Source organism: Dyella flava (assembly GCF_016904955.1).
In the GTDB taxonomy this organism is placed as follows: domain Bacteria; phylum Pseudomonadota; class Gammaproteobacteria; order Xanthomonadales; family Rhodanobacteraceae; genus Dyella_B; species Dyella_B flava.
Map to the genome: position 1 here is coordinate 305,159 of NZ_JADIKE010000034.1, position 16,549 is coordinate 321,707.

Consider the following 16,549-nt stretch of genomic DNA (forward strand, 5'->3'; position numbering starts at 1 on the left):
CGGCCAAGTATGCCTGCCCCGCCTATGTCGATCCTCAACATCTCCGCTTATCGCTTCGTCAGCCTGGACGATCTGCCAGCGCTGCGTGAACGCGTGCTCGCGCAATGCCATGCGCTGGAATTGAAGGGCACCATTTTGCTCGCGCCGGAGGGGATCAATCTGTTTCTGGCAGCGCCGCGTGAAGCCATCGAGACGTTCATGGCATGGCTGCGCCAGGATTCGCGCTTTGCCGGTTTACAGGCCAAGGAATCGTTGTCCGATGGGGCGCCGTTCAAGCGCATGCGTGTGCGCCTCAAGAAAGAAATCATCACCTTGCGCCAGCCTGCGATCCGCCCCGAAGGCGGCCGCGCACCGGCCGTGGACGCGGCCACACTCAAGCGCTGGCTGGATCAGGGACATGACGACCAGGGCCGCCATGTGGTCCTGCTTGATACGCGCAATGCCTACGAAACCGACGTCGGCATGTTCCCGCAAGCGGTCGATTACCGCATCGCCAGCTTTACCGAACTGCCCGCCGCCCTGGCTGCCGATCAGGCGCGCTACCGCGACAAGACGGTGGTGTCGTATTGCACGGGTGGGATCCGTTGCGAAAAGGCGGTCTTGCACATGCAGGATGCCGGGATGGAAAACGTGTATCAACTGGAAGGTGGCATCCTGAAGTATTTCGAAGAAGTCGGCGGCGTGCATTGGCGCGGCGAGTGCTTCGTTTTCGATGAGCGCGGCGCGGTCGACAAAGCATTGAGTCCAGCTCCTATCCAGCCACCCGCTCTGTCCTCTGGGCGACTCGAAGGTAGTCCCGTGGGAGAGGGGGAGCTTTACACATGAGTCTGCATATCGAGGTGCGCGGCAGCGGCCCGATGCCGCTGGTGATGATCCACGGCTGGGCGATGCACGGCGGCATTTTTTCGCCACTCGTCGACGTACTCGCTGAGCGCTGCACGATGTATCTGGTTGACTTGCCTGGCCACGGCTACTCGCGCAACTGCGGATTGCCGCTGGAGCCGCAGGCATGTGCACAAGCCATCGCGGCCGCCACGCCGCCGGCCACCTGGCTGGGCTGGTCGTTGGGCGGACTCGTTGCGCTCAGCGGCGTACTGAATAAACCGCAGCATGTGCGCGGACTGGCCATGCTCTGCGCCACGCCGCGTTTTGTCAGCGCCAGCGATTGGCCTTGCGGACGTGATCCATCGCTGGTGAAACAGCTGGCGATCGATCTGGAAACCGACTACCACGCAACGATCGAGCGCTTCCTCACGCTGGAAGTGATGGGCAGCCCCGATCCGCGCGGCGAGCTGCGCCGCTTGCGTGCGGAAGTATTCTCGCGCGGCGAACCCGATCTGCGCGTGTTGCAGGAAGGTATTCGGATGCTCGATCAAACCGATCTGCGCAGCGGACTGGCACAACTGAAGGCAGGCCACAGCTGGTGGAGTGCCGGACGCCTGGACCGGCTGGTGCATCCGAATGCCATGCAGGCCGCTGCTGCACTGTGCGAAGGCGAATTTCACGTCATTGCGCACGCCGGACACGCCCCCTTTCTCAGTCATCCCGATGCCGTCGCGCAGGCGTTGCTGTCCTGGCTTGAGGCCCGTTCATGAGCGACTTCCAGGTCGACACGCGCCGCGTCCGCGCCAATTTCAGCCATGCCGCCGGCAGCTACGAGCAACACGACGCGCTCCAGCGCGAAGTGCAACAGCTCCTGCTGGAACGCCTCGACTTCTATTTGCAGCAGCCGGAGCGAGTGATCGACGTCGGCGCAGGCACAGGGCGCGGCAGCGCGCTGCTCAAGAAACGCTATGCCAAAGCGCAAGTCATTGCCGTCGATGCGGCACTACCCATGCTGCGCACGGCCAAATCTCACGCCGGCTGGCTGAAGCCGTTCCAGCGCGTGTGCGGTGAAGCCACGGCGCTGCCGCTGCCCGATCACAGTGTCGATGTCCTGCATTCCAACCTGTGTTTCCAGTGGATCGATGATCTTCCCGCGCTATTCGGCGAATGCGTACGCGTGCTGAAACCCGGCGGCATGCTGCTGTTCTCCACTTTCGGCCCCGATACCCTGCGCGAGCTGCGCGCCGCCTGGGCCTCAGTCGATCAGCATTCCCACGTCAGCCGCTTCCTGGACATGCACGACCTGGGTGACGCCATGATCGCGGCCGGCTTGCGCGATCCGGTGCTGGACGTCGATCGCTATATGCTCACCTACAGCGAACCCAAAGCCTTGTTGCGTGAGCTCAAGGGACTGGGCGCCACGCACGCCGACCGCGGCCGCGAGCGCGGCCTGACCGGCAAGCGTCATTTCCAGCAGATGCTGGCGGCTTACGAAGCCATGCGCACGGAGGGCCGCATTCCGGCAACGTGGGAAGTGGTAACGGCGCATGCCTGGGGGCCGCCGCCGGGACAATCGCGCCGCGCAAAAGGCGGCGGCGAGATTGCCAGCTTTTCCATCGATAGCTTGCGCGGCTCGCGGCGGCGTTGAGTTCACGCCGCGTGGCCCTCGGGTTTACGCCTGTGGCGTCGGCGCCGTACTAGCCGATGCCGGCATTGCGCCACCCGGTGCCGAACTCGCCGACGCCGGCTTTGCGCCGCCCTGCGCCGCAGGCGGATTCTTCGGCGGTTTGGGCTTGGGCAGATAGGTCGCGCTGACGTTGCCGGTGCCGGTGAAGTACGTGGTGTTGGTGTTATAGGTCACCTTGTCACCGTGCGCATCGCCGGTGTCCTGCTCGGTGACGACGGCGTTGGGCGAGAGCACGGCAATGCCGTTGATGTTGTCGTAATCGAGTGTGGGCGCTTCGCCGGTCATCAGCTTGTCGTTGTTGTCCAGCTGCTGGATATGTGCCGGATTGCCCTTCATCACAATGCGGCTGACCTGCGTATCGGCATCGAGATAGATGTATGCGACATCACCGGTGGCTTTCATGCTGCCTTGGATGACGACTACATGGCCAGTCAGCGTGGTCATCGTATTGGGCGCATTGAAGCCGTTTACCGAATCTTGCGTGGTATTCATCGGCTGGTTGCGGTCGCCGGTCTTGGCGTGTGCGCAGGGCATCAGTGCGATCAGCAGCAGCCCGGCGCAGGATCGGACTACGAGGCCTCCGTGGCGAACGCCAAAGTTATGGAACGGCCTCATGCGACGTATCTCCTATCCCCGCGATGACGCCCATTCTAAGGCCAGACCGCGCCAAAACCAGCCGTCCGGAACCGAACGGCGGGCTGGTTTGTGGCGCCGTTTGCAGGCCGAATTGCGCCGGCCTAGTGCTTGCCCGCGCAGGCCTTGTGGCGGAAGCATTCCACCAGGTGATCATTGACCATGCCGGTCGCCTGCATAAAGGCGTAGCAGATGGTGCTGCCGACAAAGCGGAAACCGCGCTTTTTCAGCGCCTTGCTCATCCGGTCCGACAACGGTGTACTGGCCGGCACCTCAGCTTTGGTCCGCCAGCGGTTATGGATCGGCTTGCCGTCGACAAACGCCCACAGGTAGCTATCGAGGCTGCCATGCTCGTCGATCACCGCCAGGGCCGCCTTGGCGTTGTCGCGGGTGGCGGTGATCTTCAGGCGGTTGCGGATCAGGCCTGGATCAAGCAACAGCTTTTCCAGCTCGCGATCCTTCATGGCCGCAACGCGGGCCAGGTCGAAATCGTGGAAGGCGCGGCGATAGTTATCGCGTTTTTGCAGAACCGTGCGCCACGACAAGCCCGCCTGGGCGCCCTCCAGGCACAGGAACTCGAACAGCGCACGATCGTCATGCAGCGGCACACCCCACTCGGTGTCGTGATAGGCCTGCATCAACTCGCCATCGGCTGCCCAATGACAACGAATGCGCGATGCCATGGCTGTTCTCCCCTCTGCACAAGACGCGTCATGAAGAAAACAGCATAACGCCACATCCGCGTAAAGGTTAGCGCCCTTTCAAATAGGGATGCTCAAATGGAGATGCTGGACCGATAGCGCTGACGCCAATAATGCAGCACCAGCATGAGCACCAGCAGGATCGTCACCACCACGAAGATGGTCAGGCCGAGATTGCCGCCGCGCAATCCTTCGGCATAGCCATCCGGCAACTGGCCGCCGTTGTCTTCGAAACTTGCTGCGGCCATGCCGGTGTAATGCATGCCGCAAACCGCCACACCCATCACCAGCGCGCTACCGATCATCTGCAACGGACCGCGCAGGTTGAAAGCCAGCCACAACGCAACGGTCGAGGCCACCATCGCGATCACCACGGACAAGGCCACCAGACCCGAGGCGTAGCTGATCTTCGCGGGCATCATCATGGCGGCCATGCCGATGTAATGCATGGCCGCAACGCCCAGGCCCATACAGATGCCAGCCGCCAACAGCCGCAGCCAATCAAAACGCCCGCTTCCCACCAGCATCAGCCCGGCCACGCACGCAGCGAAGGCCACCAGTGCCGACAAGGCGGTCAGCGAAGCGTCATAGCTCACATCCATGCCGTTGTCGCAGGCGAGCATCGCAATGAAATGCATGGCCCAGATCGCCCCCAGCCCCATCGCCCCTCCAGCCATCACCACGGCGGCCGTCTTTTGGCGTTGCGTGGCCGCCAACGGAATGGCAACCGCCAATTGCAAGGCGGTAAACGAGCCGAGCACCGACACGGCATAGGAAAGCAACACCAGCAACCAGTTGTAGTTGAGTTGCATCGACATAGTGCCTCCAAGCTCCATCAATGTGAGATTTCCAGGCTGCAAAGCGCAGCGCCGTTTCCTCTGCAACCAAGGTGGCGCACGAACACCTTCCCGGGCGCGATCGAGCCACTGAGCAAACCCTCCAGATATCCCCCATAGAACTTGCATCCGGAATGCATCCCGGGTGTGCACAGCGGACTATTGAGGATATGCACGTGCACGCCGTGCTGCTCTATCTCGGCCAGCTGACGCAACGCCGGAACGGCGATGCGCTTGATGGCATCTGCCAGCCCCAGCTTGGCGCCCAGCGCGTAATCTCGCTTGTAGACCCACGCTCCTGTCCGGCGCCCGGCCAGCATCAGCGAGGACTCACGTACTGACTCGGCGACACTGTTTTCCAACGCCACCAGCCAGGGATAAATCTGCGGATAGTCCTGTGCCAGCTTGGGCAGGATGTGCTCGACCTGTAGTACGTCCGGCATGACGGCGCCAGGCAACTCGGGCACCGCCACAGGTTCGGCGAGCGGCATCGCCGACGCGCTTGTCGGCTTCGCGCAGATGACCGCCGTTTCGCCCGCCAGGGCAGCTTCGAAGCTCAGCACCCGGCTATGCGTGCCGAGCATCTCCTCTAACGCAAAACGCTGCTCGTCCGGACCACGCACCAGCATGGACAGGTACGCGCCACGTCTGTCCTGCGTCAGCCGCTGGCGTACTAGCGAAAAGTGGTTGGCAACGACAACACGTCCAAGCTCGACGAGCAGACCTTCCCTGCGATCAGAGAAGACCTGTATCTCCAGCTCGACCATAAGGCCCCCCTGTTGCTCGATGCTGGGTTCTAAATTGTAGGCAACTAGGGTCCGCGATTTAGAGGAATCAAAGCGTGATTGATTTCAAGCTTCATCCAGCACAAACGCAAACGGCATCACAGATGGCGTATTTCGTGCTTAATTTTTGAAACGCGATCGGTGCTCAAGCCAAGACACCGAGGCGCCGTTCGGTACGTTTTGCAGCGCGGCGGCCACGCTGCCGTTGCATCCCATCCTCTCTCAAGAGAATGGGCTTCATGGATCACCAGGGCAAGGCATCGATATCCACATTGCCGCCGGTCAGCACCAGACCCACGCGGCGGCCGGCGAAGCGATCACGCTGTTTTAATACCGCAGCCAGCACAGTAGCACTCGACACTTCGACGACCAGCTTGAGCGTCTGCCACAGCAAGCGCATGGCCTGGATGGATTCCTCATCGCTGACGGTGATGATTTCCACCTGATGCTCACGCAGTGCATGGAAATTCGGCTCGCCGATCAAGGTGCGCAAGCCATCGCAAACGGTGTCAGGCGTGAAATGATCGATGCGCGCGCCGCGTGCGAGAGATTGCACGGCATCATCGGCACCCGCCGGCTCAGCACCGTACATGGCAATGGACGGATCGAGGCCATGTGCCGCAATCGAACATCCGGCCGACAACCCGCCCCCGCCCACCGGCGTCATGATCGCGTCCAGCCCCTGACTTTGCGCCAGCAACTCCGCCACCAGGCTGCCCTGCCCCGCCATCACACGCGTGTCGGCATAGGGATGAACCAAGGTCGCGCCGGTAGCCTGTTGCACTTCCGCTGCCTTGGCTTCGCGCGCCGCAATGGTGGGCGCACATCGATGCAGGATCGCGCCAGCCTTCTCGATCGCCTCCAGCTTGGCACGCACGGCGCCTTCCGGTACCACTACATGCGCGGCAATGCCACGCGTGGCAGCGGCCATGGCAAGCGCGTTGCCATGATTGCCGGACGAATGCGTCACCACGCCACGCGCGGCTTCTTCATCCGACAGCGACCACACAGCGTTGCATGCACCGCGAAACTTGAACGCCCCCCCGCGCTGCAGGTTCTCGCACTTGAAATAGAGCTGCGCACCGGCCAGCGCATCCAGCTCTGCGTTGCGCAGCACCGGTGTAACGATGGCATGCGGCGCGATGCGTGCGGCCGCATCGCGAATCTGATCGATGGTTGGCAATGGCACGCTCATTAGCACTCGATCTCCACACCGCAACGGAATTGCCTTTCCATGCCAGGCTCCAACCGGATGACCTCGGCACAATCCGCGCGATTGAACGCGTTCGACATGCTTTCCATCGGCTCCAGCGCTACCGAACGCCGGACATCACGCGTGACGGTATCGGCCGTAAATACCAGCATCACGCCACGCTCCTGCCAAACGTTGATGCCCAAGCCGCTGGCCGGATCACGCAAGCGCGTACGCGCACGGCCATCCGGGCCAGTCACCAGGCCGGCATAGGCGCCATCGATCCTGGTACTGCCAATGGGTTTCGCGTTCCTGAAATCCAGCTCTTTCGGCGCATCATCGAGCGGCTGATAAGCCCGTTCATCAGGCAGGGGAATGTAGCCGGGCGTGACACGAACGATTTGCTTCGCCGGGATCTGTAGCTCCCACGTATCGACCGCGCTGTCACCCACACGAAAGTAAGGGTGCCAACCGAAGAAACAGGGCGCGGCGGTATCGCCGACGTTACGCATGCTGACCAGCAAAGCCAGCCCATTTGCGTCGAGCGTGTAAGTCACCTTCAGATCAATGGCGTGCGGATAGCCGGGGAACGCGTCAGGTCGTATCACCGAGGTGGCAAACGTGACCTCCGCGCCATCCTGCGCAAGACGCTGGCTGGCGATGTCAAAGTCCACGCCGCGCACAAAGCCGTGCCGGCTCGCACGCTGTGCTCCCTCGACGCCCGGCTGAAGATCCTGTTCCTTGCCATCAAAGGTATAGAGCGCGTCGTCGATCCGGTTGGCGAACGGCGCCATGATCGCAAACCGCGAACTTGGCCGACTGTCCAGCTCGGCGGCGTCCCGGTAGCCATCCGCCAGCTGGCGAACGGCGCCATGCACAGTCTGCTCCAGGCCAATCAGGGTCGCGCCCCGGCGCGCGATCCGTACGGTGCGCGCCCGGCTGGCATCATGGAGAACGGCAACTTCGTGCGGTCCAAGCTGCATCCTTTCGATACTAAATGTGCTCATGCAGTTGTCCTGGAGGGGGAAAACCCGCATGTTAGCCTGATCCATCCTTGATCCACCCGTGTGCCGCATGACTCTTGCAAACGAATCCGCCATCAGCCCCATCCGCCTGCGTGACTACCGCCGTCCGGCCTGGACGGCGCACACCGTCGAACTGGATGTCGACCTGGGTATCGATGCCACGGAGATCACGTCGCGCCTGACCTTGCGCCACGACGCCGAGCAACCCGTGCCACTGCGCCTGGATGGCGAGGGATTGGAACTACTGGCGATTTCACTTGATGGCCGCGTGCTTGCCCCGGCGGAATATCACTACGACAACAGCACGCTGGAGGTCACCGGCGCACGCGACGGCAGCGTGCTGGAAACGCGCGTGCGCGTACATCCGGCGGCGAATACCGCGCTCGAAGGCCTGTATCTGTCCGGTCCGCGCGAAACCGGTTTTTTGTTGACCCAGTGCGAAGCGGAAGGCTTCCGTCACATCACCTTCTTTCCGGATCGGCCGGACGTGCTGGCCCGCTTTACCGTCACCTTGCGCGCCGATCGCAAGCGCTTTCCGGTGTTGCTTGCGGGCGGCAATCCCGACGGTAGCGGCGAGCTTGCCGATGGCCGCCACTGGGCGCGCTTCGTCGATCCGCATCCCAAGCCGAGCTATCTGTTTGCGCTGGTCGCGGGCCGACTGGAAAGCATCCAGCGCGACTACGTGACCGCGGATGGCCGCCAGGTAAAGCTGGTGATCTGGTCCGAAGCCAATGTCATTGATCGCTGCCATTACGCACTCGACGCCCTGGAGCGTTCGATGCGCTGGGATGAGCGCACATATGGGCGCAACTACGACCTTGATGTGTTCCACGTGGTCGCCACGCACGACTTCAACATGGGTGCGATGGAGAACAAGGGACTCAACATCTTCAACGCCAAATATCTGCTTGCCGATCCGGACAGCAGCACCGATGAGGAATACCGCGCGGTCGAGGCTGTCGTCGCGCACGAGTATTTCCATAACTGGACCGGCAATCGCGTCACCTGCCGTGACTGGTTCCAGCTTTCACTCAAGGAGGGACTGACGGTTTTCCGCGAACAGCAATTCTCCGCGGACATGAATTCGCCGCCGCTCAAGCGCATTGAAGACGTATCGCTGCTGCGCCGCACGCAGTTCCCGGAGGATGCCGGCCCGTTGGCGCACCCGGTGCGTCCGGCCGAATATCGCGAGATCAATAATTTCTACACGGCCACCGTGTACGAAAAAGGGTCCGAGCTGGTGCGTATGCTGGCTGGCCGCCTTGGTCAGGATGGCTTTCGTCGCGGCACAGACCTGTATTTTGAGCGCCATGATGGCCGAGCCGCGACGATCGAGGACTTTCTCGCTGCACTTGGTGATGCCAACGGCATCGACCTGATGCCTTACCTGGCCTGGTACGCCCAATCCGGCACCCCACGCTTGCACGCCAAGGGCGAATACAACGCCGCACGGCGCGAATACAAACTGACGCTTTCGCAGCAGACACGCGCTACGCCCGCACAACCGGAAAAGCTACCGGTACCGATTCCGGTGAAGCTGTCCCTGTTCGATCAGCACGGCAAAATGCTGCCGTTATATCTGGACGGTCAGCCTGCCGAGACGGAAAAAGTGGTCGTGGTCGACCAGGCTACGCAACAGTTTGTATTCCGCGACATTCCTGCTCCGCCCATTCCGTCCTTATTGCGCGGCTTTTCTGCTCCGGTGGTGCTGGAATGCAATTACACGCCTGCCGAGCTGGCCTTGTTGCTCATCCATGATGCTGATGGTTTCAATCGCTGGGAGGCTGGCCAGCAGTTGGCAATTCTTGCCTTCGACGATTTGCATGGAACGGACGGCTCTTCCGCGTGCAAAGCATGGTGCGATGCGCTGGCCGCCTTGTTCGAGAGCCCTGAGATCGATGACGCGCTACTGGCCGACCTGTTGACGCCGCCGGGTGAAATCGAATTCGCCGATCGCCAGAGTGAGGTAGATCCGGCGAAAATCCGCGCGCAGCGACAAGACTTGCAGTCTCGTTTGGCACAACGCATCGGCGCAACAGCACTGCATGATCGCTATCAGGCGCTGTGCGCCGACACCAGCCAGCAACTCGACGCAGCCAGCCAGGCAAAGCGCCGCTTGAAGCGCCGCGTGCTGGAGCTGCTTGCATTGATTGATGCCACTCAGGCACATGCACTGGCGGCACGCCAATACGAACACGCGCCCGGCATGACCGATCGCCTTGCTGCCTTGGGTGTACTGGTGCGTGATCGCGCTCCGCAGGCTGCTGCGTTTCTCGCCGATTTTCGCCAGCGCTACGCGGACAATCCGTTGGCGCTGGATAAATGGTTTACCGAGCAAGCGAAGCTACCGGGCGATCCGGCGCTTGCCAGCGTCATGGCGCTGGAGAACGATCCGGCTTTCACACTGAAGAATCCGAATCGCGCACGCGCCCTGCTCGGCACCTTCGCCAGCGCCAACCCCAGCGGATTTCATCGCGCCGATGGCGCCGGTTATCGGCTGCTTGCCGAGCGGCTGGCACAACTGGATGCACTCAATCCGCAAATCGCGGCACGGCTCGCCACTGCATTCAATGGCTGGCAGCGCCTGGAACCTGTACGCCGCGAGGCGGCCCATGCGGCTCTCGATAAACTGGCCAAATGTGATGGCCTGTCACCTAACCTCAGCGAAATCATCAGTAACGTGCTGCGTCACTGATCCTTAAGACGCGAACGGCGGCCCCTGAAAGGTCGCCGTTGCGGGGCGGCAAGCAAAGGGTCTTTGCTTAAGCCGGAAGCTCATCCAGCTCGCTGAGCAAATGGTGCATGCGTGACTCCAGGCGCGGGCGCAATTGCTGTTGCTGCGTGGGGTCGCGTTCGACCAGATGATCCATCGCCATTTCGAGGCGACCGATCTCAATCATCAGGTCATGCCGCAAATATACGGGTGCGAATTCGTTGCTGTTATCCATGACACGTCCCCTCTTTGGCTTGCACCGAAGTGCTGCAACAGACGTGCCATCTGTGATGTAGATCACACAACGTTATTGCCCCAAATCACGCAGTGACCTTTTGTGTCAGCAGCTGCCGTTTACCGGCATAAATTTGCGTTTCAGTCACCCCATGTTCACGCGTGCGGGGCGATGATCCCTCCACGCACACGGGGGAGCGACCATACTGCGTACCCCGTAGAATTTCAGTTTCTGGCGCCCGGCAATACGGTCATCCTGGATTCCCCCTGTTCCTGAGACCGCCGGGCGCCAGATCTCTCTCACGATTCGAGATCGAGATCACAAAAAACGACGGCGCCCCGAAGGGCGCCGTCTTTGCTTCCTGTCCCGGTACGCGAATGGACCCCTGTCGTCCTATCTCAGCGCGCGTATCGCGCGGCATCTGCCCGTGAAAGTGCGGTGGAATTAAAAGCAGAAAACATGCCAATCAAGTGTAAGGCATGCCTTACGGCATCCCTGGTATTACCATAAGCCTTTGTGTATCCCTGTATTTTGGGTCCTCCGATGCTCCATCCCAGCTTCTATGACGTGATCGTGATAGGCGGCGGCCATGCCGGTACTGAAGCGGCCTTGGCGTCGGCACGTTGCGGCGCACGCACGCTACTGCTCAGCCACAACATCGAAACGATCGGCCAGATGAGCTGCAACCCTGCCATCGGCGGTATCGGCAAGGGCCACTTGGTCAAGGAAATCGACGCCTTGGGCGGCGCCATGGCGCGCGCCGCGGATCGGGTCGGCATCCAGTGGCGCACGCTGAATGCGTCCAAGGGACCGGCCGTACGCGCCACACGCTGCCAGGCAGATCGCGTGTTGTACAAGGCGGCGATCCGCCGGATGGTGGAAACCCAACCCAACCTGGACCTGTTCCAACAGGCGGTGGATGACCTGCTGATCGAGCACGGCCGCGTCATCGGGGTAGTGACGCAAATGGGCCTTTCCTTCCGTGCCAGGTCCATTGTGCTCACAGCGGGTACTTTTCTGGCCGGCAAGATCCACATCGGCCCGGCGCAATACGCCGGCGGTCGCGCAGGTGACCCGCCCGCCACAACCCTGGCCCAGCGCCTGCGGGAGCTGCCCGTGGCGGCCGACCGCCTCAAGACTGGCACTCCGCCGCGTATCGACCTGCGCAGCATCGATTTCACCCATCTGGACGAACAGCCGGGCGATGACCCGGCGCCGGTGTTCTCCTATCTTGGCTCACGCGCCGACCATCCGCGCCAGGTCAGCTGCTGGATCACTCATACCAGCGCGCATACCCACGAGATCATCCGCGGCTCCCTCGACCGGTCGCCGCTGTATACCGGCCAGATCGAAGGCGTCGGCCCGCGTTACTGCCCCTCGATCGAGGACAAGGTGGTGCGTTTCGCCGAAAAGAGTTCGCACCAGATTTTCATCGAGCCGGAGGGGCTGGATAGTTTCGAGATCTACCCCAACGGCATTTCCACATCGCTGCCGTTCGATGTGCAATTGGCGCTGGTCCATTCGATCAAGGGCTTTGAGAAGGCGCACATCACCCGCCCGGGCTATGCAATCGAATATGACTATTTCGATCCGCGCGGCCTGCATCCGTGGCTGGAAACCAAGTCGATTCCCGGCCTGTATTTCGCCGGCCAGATCAACGGCACCACTGGCTACGAAGAGGCCGCAGCGCAAGGCCTGATCGCCGGCCTGAATGCCGCACTGGCCGTGCAGGGCAAGGCGCCGTGGTATCCGCGTCGCGATGAAGCCTATGTGGGCGTGCTGATCGACGATCTGACCAGCAATGGCACGATCGAGCCCTATCGCATGTTCACCTCGCGCGCCGAATATCGCCTGCATCTGCGTGAAGACAATGCCGATTTGCGCCTGACCGAAACCGGTTACCAGCTAGGTGTCGTTCCGCAGGAGCGTTTTGACGCCCTGCGTACCAAGCGTGAAGCGGTCGAACGGGAAGTACAGCGTCTGGGGTCGCTCTGGGCCGCTCCCAACAATGCGCTGGGTGCGGCGATCGAGCGCCAACTCGGCGTGGCGGTGAGCCGTGAAACCAATGCACTGGATCTGCTGCGCCGCCCCGAACTGGATTACGCCAGACTGACCACCGTGACCGAACTCGGCCCTGCCGTCGAGCACGAAGATGTCGCCGCGCAGGTCGAGGTGCAAACCAAATATGCCGGTTATCTGGAGCGCCAGCGCGAGGAAATCGAACGCCAGCGCCGCCACGAAAACACGGCCATTCCCGGTGGTTTCGATTACGACAAGGTGCGCGGCCTGTCCGCCGAAGTGCTGCTGAAACTCAAGCGCAGCCTGCCTGCCACCATTGGCCAGGCAGCACGCATCAGCGGCGTGACGCCGGCGGCGATTTCCTTGCTACTGGTTCACCTGAAACGGCGCGACGCAGCCTGAGCGCCCGTCCACCGGTCCCGCGCAGGCAGGCTCCAAACATTCCGCCATGGCCGCATGGCATCATGCGCTCCTGCTTAACGAGGAGCACCCCATGGAAGTGTGGATCGGTCGACTGGGCGAACGCCACGGCCCCTATCAGGAGGAACAGGTCAAGGAATGGCTGCGCAATGGCCAGCTCAGCCGCGAGGATCTGGGCTGGTATGACGGCCTGGCCGATTGGCAACCGCTGTCAGTGCTGTTTCCGCTGGAAAAGCCGACGCCTCCGCCTGCTCCTGACATGTATGCGCCACCTCCGCTGCAGCAACCGCAGGTCAGCGCCGGCGCCTTCGATTACGCCAGTTTCTGGCAGCGCTTTGGCGCCTGGGTGATCGACCTGGTTGTCCTGATGATCCCGTCGATGATTGCCACCTACTTTCTTGGCGGCGTGGAGGCGTACAAACACTTTCTGGAACAGATGCAGGCTGGCGCCGACATGAGCGCAGCCCTGCGTGAATACAGCACCGCCACGGAAAGCTCACAAGTTGCGTCGCTGGTGATCACTTTCCTGTATTACTCCTTCTGCGAAGCCTCCAAATGGCAGGCGACGCCGGGCAAGCTGGCCTTGCGCCTGCGCGTGACGGATATCCACGGACAACGCCTGACGATCGGCCGCGCAGCGGCGCGCAATATCGTCAGGCTGTCTGCACTTATCTTCGGTTTGATCCCGGTGATCTGCTATCTCGCCATAGCCTGGACGCAACGCAAGCAAGGCCTGCACGACCTGATGGCAAGCACGCTGGTACTGAACGGCACCGCGCAACAACAGCCGCCGCAGCGAACGCAATCGAGCAGCCAGCACGGCCGCTTCGACGCCTGAATCAACCACATACAGACGGCGCAACCCTTATGGTGTTGCGCCGTCTTTTTTTGTCATGCTCGAAAACGGGCGTCCTGAACATACCTTTCGGACGCCGCTTGATATGATGGCAAGCTGCAACAACCTGGTTTCATCATCACGCTTGCCGCAACACGAACGCCCAGGAATTTCTTCAGTCTCATGCTCAGCATCGAACAACGCATCGCCCAGGACATCGCCGCCAAGCCAGAACAGGTACACGCCGCAGTGGATCTGCTTGATGGCGGCGCCACCGTGCCGTTCATCGCGCGCTACCGCAAGGAAGCCACCGGTGGTCTCGACGATACGCAATTACGCCTGCTCGAAGAGCGCCTGCGCTATCTACGCGAATTGGAAGAGCGCCGCGAGGCGATCCTGGCCAGCATTACCGAACAAGGCAAGCTGACCGATGCACTGAAAGAAGACATTCTGGGCGCCGATACCAAGGCCCGCCTCGAAGATCTTTATCTGCCTTACAAGCCCAAGCGCCGCACCAAGGCGCAGATCGCGCGCGAAGCCGGCCTGGAACCACTCGCACTTGGCCTGCGCGAAGATCCATCACAAACACCTGAAACGTTCGCAGAATCATTCGTGGATGCCGACAAGGGCGTGCCGGATGTACGCGCCGCGTTGGATGGTGCACGTGCGATCCTGATGGAAAGCATCGCTGAAGATGCACAGCTGCTCGGCGAATTGCGTGACTGGTTGTGGGAAAAAGGCCAGATTCGCGCCAAGGTCGTCGCGGGCAAGGAGCAGGAAGGCGCGAAGTTTCGTGACTACTTCGATCACATGGAAGCGATCGGCAAGATTCCTTCGCATCGCCTGCTTGCGCTGATGCGCGCACGCAACGAAGGCGTGATCGAACTGGAACTTGCGCCTGCCGTCGAGGCCGAGCAAGGCCATCTTGAAGGCGAAGGCCGCGTGGCGGCGCATACCGGCATTATCGATCGCGGTCGCGCGGCCGATGCGTGGCTGCGCGAAACGGTGCGCCTCACCTGGCGCGTAAAGCTGCATTTGCATCTCACTCTGGATCTGTTCGGTCGCGTGCGCGAGGGTGCGGAAGATGAAGCGATTCGCGTGTTCGGCGACAACCTCAAGGATCTGATGCTCGCAGCCCCGGCCGGCGCCAGGACGGTGATGGGTCTGGATCCGGGCATTCGTACCGGCGTGAAGGTCGCGGTGGTGGATGCAACCGGCAAGCTGCTCGCGACGGATACCGTTTACCCGCATGAACCACGCAATCAATGGGATCAGTCGCTCGCTCGTCTTGCCGTGCTAAGCAAGCAACATGGCGTGAACCTGATCGCGATCGGCAATGGCACGGCCTCGCGCGAAACCGACAAGCTCGCTGGCGAGTTGATCAAGAAACATGCGGATTTGAAGCTCTCCAAGATCGTGGTGAGCGAAGCCGGTGCCTCGGTGTATTCCGCTTCTGAAACGGCCGCCAAGGAATTTCCCGATCTGGACGTCAGCTTGCGCGGCGCCGTCTCGATCGCGCGCCGTTTGCAAGACCCGCTCGCTGAGCTGGTGAAAATCGAACCGAAAGCGATCGGCGTGGGCCAGTACCAGCACGACGTGAATCAGGTGAAGCTGGCACGCGCCCTGGACGCCAAGGTGGAAGACTGTGTCAATGCCGTTGGCGTCGATGTGAACACCGCTTCCGCTGCCCTGCTTTCACGCGTTGCCGGTCTTTCCGCGAGCGTGGCTGAGAATGTGGTGAAGCACCGTGACGCCAACGGCCCGTTCCTCAATCGCAAGGCATTGCTGAAAGTCCCGCGCCTGGGCGACAAGGCGTTCGAGCAGTGCGCAGGCTTTTTGCGCATTCCCAGTGGCGACAATCCGCTGGATGCCAGCTCGGTGCATCCGGAAGCCTATCCGGTGGTCGAGCGCATCATTGCGCAGTGTGGCCGCGAAGTGAAAAGCGTCATCGGTGACATCACCTTCCTGCGCGGCCTGAAGCCCGAGCAGTACACGGATGAACGCTTTGGCGTGCCAACCGTGCGCGACATTCTCAAAGAACTGGAAAAGCCCGGCCGCGATCCCCGCCCGGAATTCGTTGCACCGAGTTTTGCCGAGGGTGTGGAAGATCTGAAGGATCTCAAGCCCGGCATGATTCTCGAAGGCCGCGTCACCAACGTGGCGGCGTTCGGCGCGTTCGTCGATATCGGCGTGCACCAGGACGGTCTCGTGCATGTCTCCGCGCTGTCGCACACCTTTGTGAAAGATCCGCGTGATGCGGTGAAAGCCGGCGACATCGTCAAAGTGAAGGTGATGGAAGTGGACATTCCGCGCCAGCGCATCGGCCTGTCCATGCGCCTGGATGACGAACTTGGCCAGGTTCGCGGGGCACGCCCTGCCGGCGGTAACGAGAGCCGCGGTGGCTCGCGCGACAACCGCGGCCCACGGCCGGGCTCCGCGACGCCTTCCAAGCCGGCCGCAGCACCGGCCAATAGCGCGTTCGCCGACGCCCTCAGCCGCGCCCTTAAGCGCTGACTCCAGTCGGATCAGGCACTTCGGTGTCTGATCTGTCAGCCGAAATCCCCCGGAAAGCGCCAGCGCATTTCCCCAGCTACCTGCGAAGCGCCGCTTACTTGCGGCGCAGCATGCGCGCACGTATGGCAT

The 16,549-nt window shown here is 61.8% G+C and carries 14 protein-coding genes; 7 read left to right on the forward strand and 7 right to left on the reverse strand.

What is annotated here, in order from left to right:
- Positions 1–24 precede the first annotated feature (24 nt).
- The 3 genes from ISP19_RS09550 to bioC are packed head-to-tail and all read left to right on the forward strand — an operon-like array spanning position 25 to position 2,473.
- Positions 25–825 (forward strand): sulfurtransferase, encoded by an 801-nt coding sequence (locus tag ISP19_RS09550; protein ID WP_204681127.1) that lies wholly within the window; start codon positions 25–27, stop codon positions 823–825.
- On the forward strand, positions 822–1,595 hold the full coding sequence (gene bioH / locus ISP19_RS09555; RefSeq protein WP_204681128.1) for a pimeloyl-ACP methyl ester esterase BioH: 774 nt from the start codon (positions 822–824) through the stop codon (positions 1,593–1,595). Before ISP19_RS09550 ends, bioH begins: the two co-directional genes overlap by 4 nt.
- Positions 1,592–2,473: a malonyl-ACP O-methyltransferase BioC gene (bioC, locus tag ISP19_RS09560; protein ID WP_204681129.1), complete on the forward strand. Its 882-nt coding sequence runs from the start codon at positions 1,592–1,594 to the stop codon at positions 2,471–2,473. The genes bioH and bioC overlap by 4 nt, the downstream gene beginning before the upstream one ends.
- Positions 2,474–2,497: 24 nt before the next feature.
- Here the strand turns inward: bioC and lptA are convergent, their stop codons facing one another.
- The 6 genes from lptA to ISP19_RS09590 all read right to left on the reverse strand — a co-directional run bounded on the left by lptA (position 2,498) and on the right by ISP19_RS09590 (position 7,666).
- Positions 2,498–3,127: a lipopolysaccharide transport periplasmic protein LptA gene (gene lptA, locus ISP19_RS09565; protein ID WP_204681130.1), complete on the reverse strand. Its 630-nt coding sequence runs from the start codon at positions 3,125–3,127 to the stop codon at positions 2,498–2,500.
- Positions 3,128–3,249: 122 nt separating this feature from the next.
- Positions 3,250–3,828 (reverse strand): DNA-3-methyladenine glycosylase I, encoded by a 579-nt coding sequence (locus ISP19_RS09570; RefSeq protein ID WP_204681131.1) that lies wholly within the window; start codon positions 3,826–3,828, stop codon positions 3,250–3,252.
- A gap of 92 nt (positions 3,829–3,920) precedes the next feature.
- On the reverse strand, positions 3,921–4,664 hold the full coding sequence (locus ISP19_RS09575; protein WP_204681132.1) for an MHYT domain-containing protein: 744 nt from the start codon (positions 4,662–4,664) through the stop codon (positions 3,921–3,923).
- A 17-nt stretch (positions 4,665–4,681) separates the two neighbouring features.
- Entirely contained in the window at positions 4,682–5,449 is a 768-nt protein-coding gene (locus ISP19_RS09580) for a hypothetical protein (RefSeq protein ID WP_204681133.1), read from the reverse strand.
- Positions 5,450–5,711: 262 nt separating this feature from the next.
- A complete protein-coding gene (locus ISP19_RS09585) occupies positions 5,712–6,662 on the reverse strand; it encodes a pyridoxal-phosphate dependent enzyme (RefSeq protein ID WP_204681134.1) in 951 nt (316 codons plus the stop codon).
- Complete coding sequence (locus ISP19_RS09590; RefSeq protein ID WP_204681135.1) at positions 6,662–7,666, reverse strand: aldose 1-epimerase; 1,005 nt, start codon at positions 7,664–7,666, stop codon at positions 6,662–6,664. The genes ISP19_RS09585 and ISP19_RS09590 overlap by 1 nt, the downstream gene beginning before the upstream one ends.
- Positions 7,667–7,733: 67 nt before the next feature.
- Between ISP19_RS09590 and pepN the strand changes: the two genes are divergently transcribed.
- Positions 7,734–10,379 carry an aminopeptidase N gene (pepN, locus tag ISP19_RS09595; RefSeq protein WP_204681136.1) on the forward strand — a complete coding sequence of 882 codons (2,646 nt, stop codon included), beginning with the start codon at positions 7,734–7,736 and terminating at the stop codon, positions 10,377–10,379.
- A 67-nt stretch (positions 10,380–10,446) separates the two neighbouring features.
- On the opposite strand, the gene ISP19_RS09600 is transcribed toward pepN, so the two are convergent.
- The gene (locus ISP19_RS09600; RefSeq protein WP_204681137.1) at positions 10,447–10,632 is read right to left on the reverse strand and encodes a hypothetical protein; all 186 of its coding nucleotides are present in this window, start codon (positions 10,630–10,632) and stop codon (positions 10,447–10,449) included.
- A gap of 543 nt (positions 10,633–11,175) precedes the next feature.
- Between ISP19_RS09600 and mnmG the strand changes: the two genes are divergently transcribed.
- The 3 genes from mnmG to ISP19_RS09615 all read left to right on the forward strand — a co-directional run bounded on the left by mnmG (position 11,176) and on the right by ISP19_RS09615 (position 16,420).
- Complete coding sequence (mnmG, locus tag ISP19_RS09605; RefSeq protein WP_204681138.1) at positions 11,176–13,053, forward strand: tRNA uridine-5-carboxymethylaminomethyl(34) synthesis enzyme MnmG; 1,878 nt, start codon at positions 11,176–11,178, stop codon at positions 13,051–13,053.
- Between the two features lie 91 nt (positions 13,054–13,144).
- Complete coding sequence (locus ISP19_RS09610; RefSeq protein ID WP_204681139.1) at positions 13,145–13,909, forward strand: RDD family protein; 765 nt, start codon at positions 13,145–13,147, stop codon at positions 13,907–13,909.
- Positions 13,910–14,089: 180 nt separating this feature from the next.
- On the forward strand, positions 14,090–16,420 hold the full coding sequence (locus ISP19_RS09615; RefSeq protein WP_204681140.1) for a Tex family protein: 2,331 nt from the start codon (positions 14,090–14,092) through the stop codon (positions 16,418–16,420).
- Positions 16,421–16,549 lie beyond the last annotated feature (129 nt).

Bases quoted from the DNA above. Each gene is read 5' to 3' on its own strand.
- ISP19_RS09550 (WP_204681127.1), top strand. From the start codon at position 25: ATGTCGATCCTCAACATCTCCGCTTATCGCTTCGTCAGCCTGGACGAT.
- bioH (WP_204681128.1), top strand. From the start codon at position 822: ATGAGTCTGCATATCGAGGTGCGCGGCAGCGGCCCGATGCCGCTGGTG.
- bioC (WP_204681129.1), top strand. From the start codon at position 1,592: ATGAGCGACTTCCAGGTCGACACGCGCCGCGTCCGCGCCAATTTCAGC.
- lptA (WP_204681130.1), bottom strand. From the start codon at position 3,127: ATGAGGCCGTTCCATAACTTTGGCGTTCGCCACGGAGGCCTCGTAGTC.
- ISP19_RS09570 (WP_204681131.1), bottom strand. From the start codon at position 3,828: ATGGCATCGCGCATTCGTTGTCATTGGGCAGCCGATGGCGAGTTGATG.
- ISP19_RS09575 (WP_204681132.1), bottom strand. From the start codon at position 4,664: ATGTCGATGCAACTCAACTACAACTGGTTGCTGGTGTTGCTTTCCTAT.
- ISP19_RS09580 (WP_204681133.1), bottom strand. From the start codon at position 5,449: ATGGTCGAGCTGGAGATACAGGTCTTCTCTGATCGCAGGGAAGGTCTG.
- ISP19_RS09585 (WP_204681134.1), bottom strand. From the start codon at position 6,662: ATGAGCGTGCCATTGCCAACCATCGATCAGATTCGCGATGCGGCCGCA.
- ISP19_RS09590 (WP_204681135.1), bottom strand. From the start codon at position 7,666: ATGAGCACATTTAGTATCGAAAGGATGCAGCTTGGACCGCACGAAGTT.
- pepN (WP_204681136.1), top strand. From the start codon at position 7,734: ATGACTCTTGCAAACGAATCCGCCATCAGCCCCATCCGCCTGCGTGAC.
- ISP19_RS09600 (WP_204681137.1), bottom strand. From the start codon at position 10,632: ATGGATAACAGCAACGAATTCGCACCCGTATATTTGCGGCATGACCTG.
- mnmG (WP_204681138.1), top strand. From the start codon at position 11,176: ATGCTCCATCCCAGCTTCTATGACGTGATCGTGATAGGCGGCGGCCAT.
- ISP19_RS09610 (WP_204681139.1), top strand. From the start codon at position 13,145: ATGGAAGTGTGGATCGGTCGACTGGGCGAACGCCACGGCCCCTATCAG.
- ISP19_RS09615 (WP_204681140.1), top strand. From the start codon at position 14,090: ATGCTCAGCATCGAACAACGCATCGCCCAGGACATCGCCGCCAAGCCA.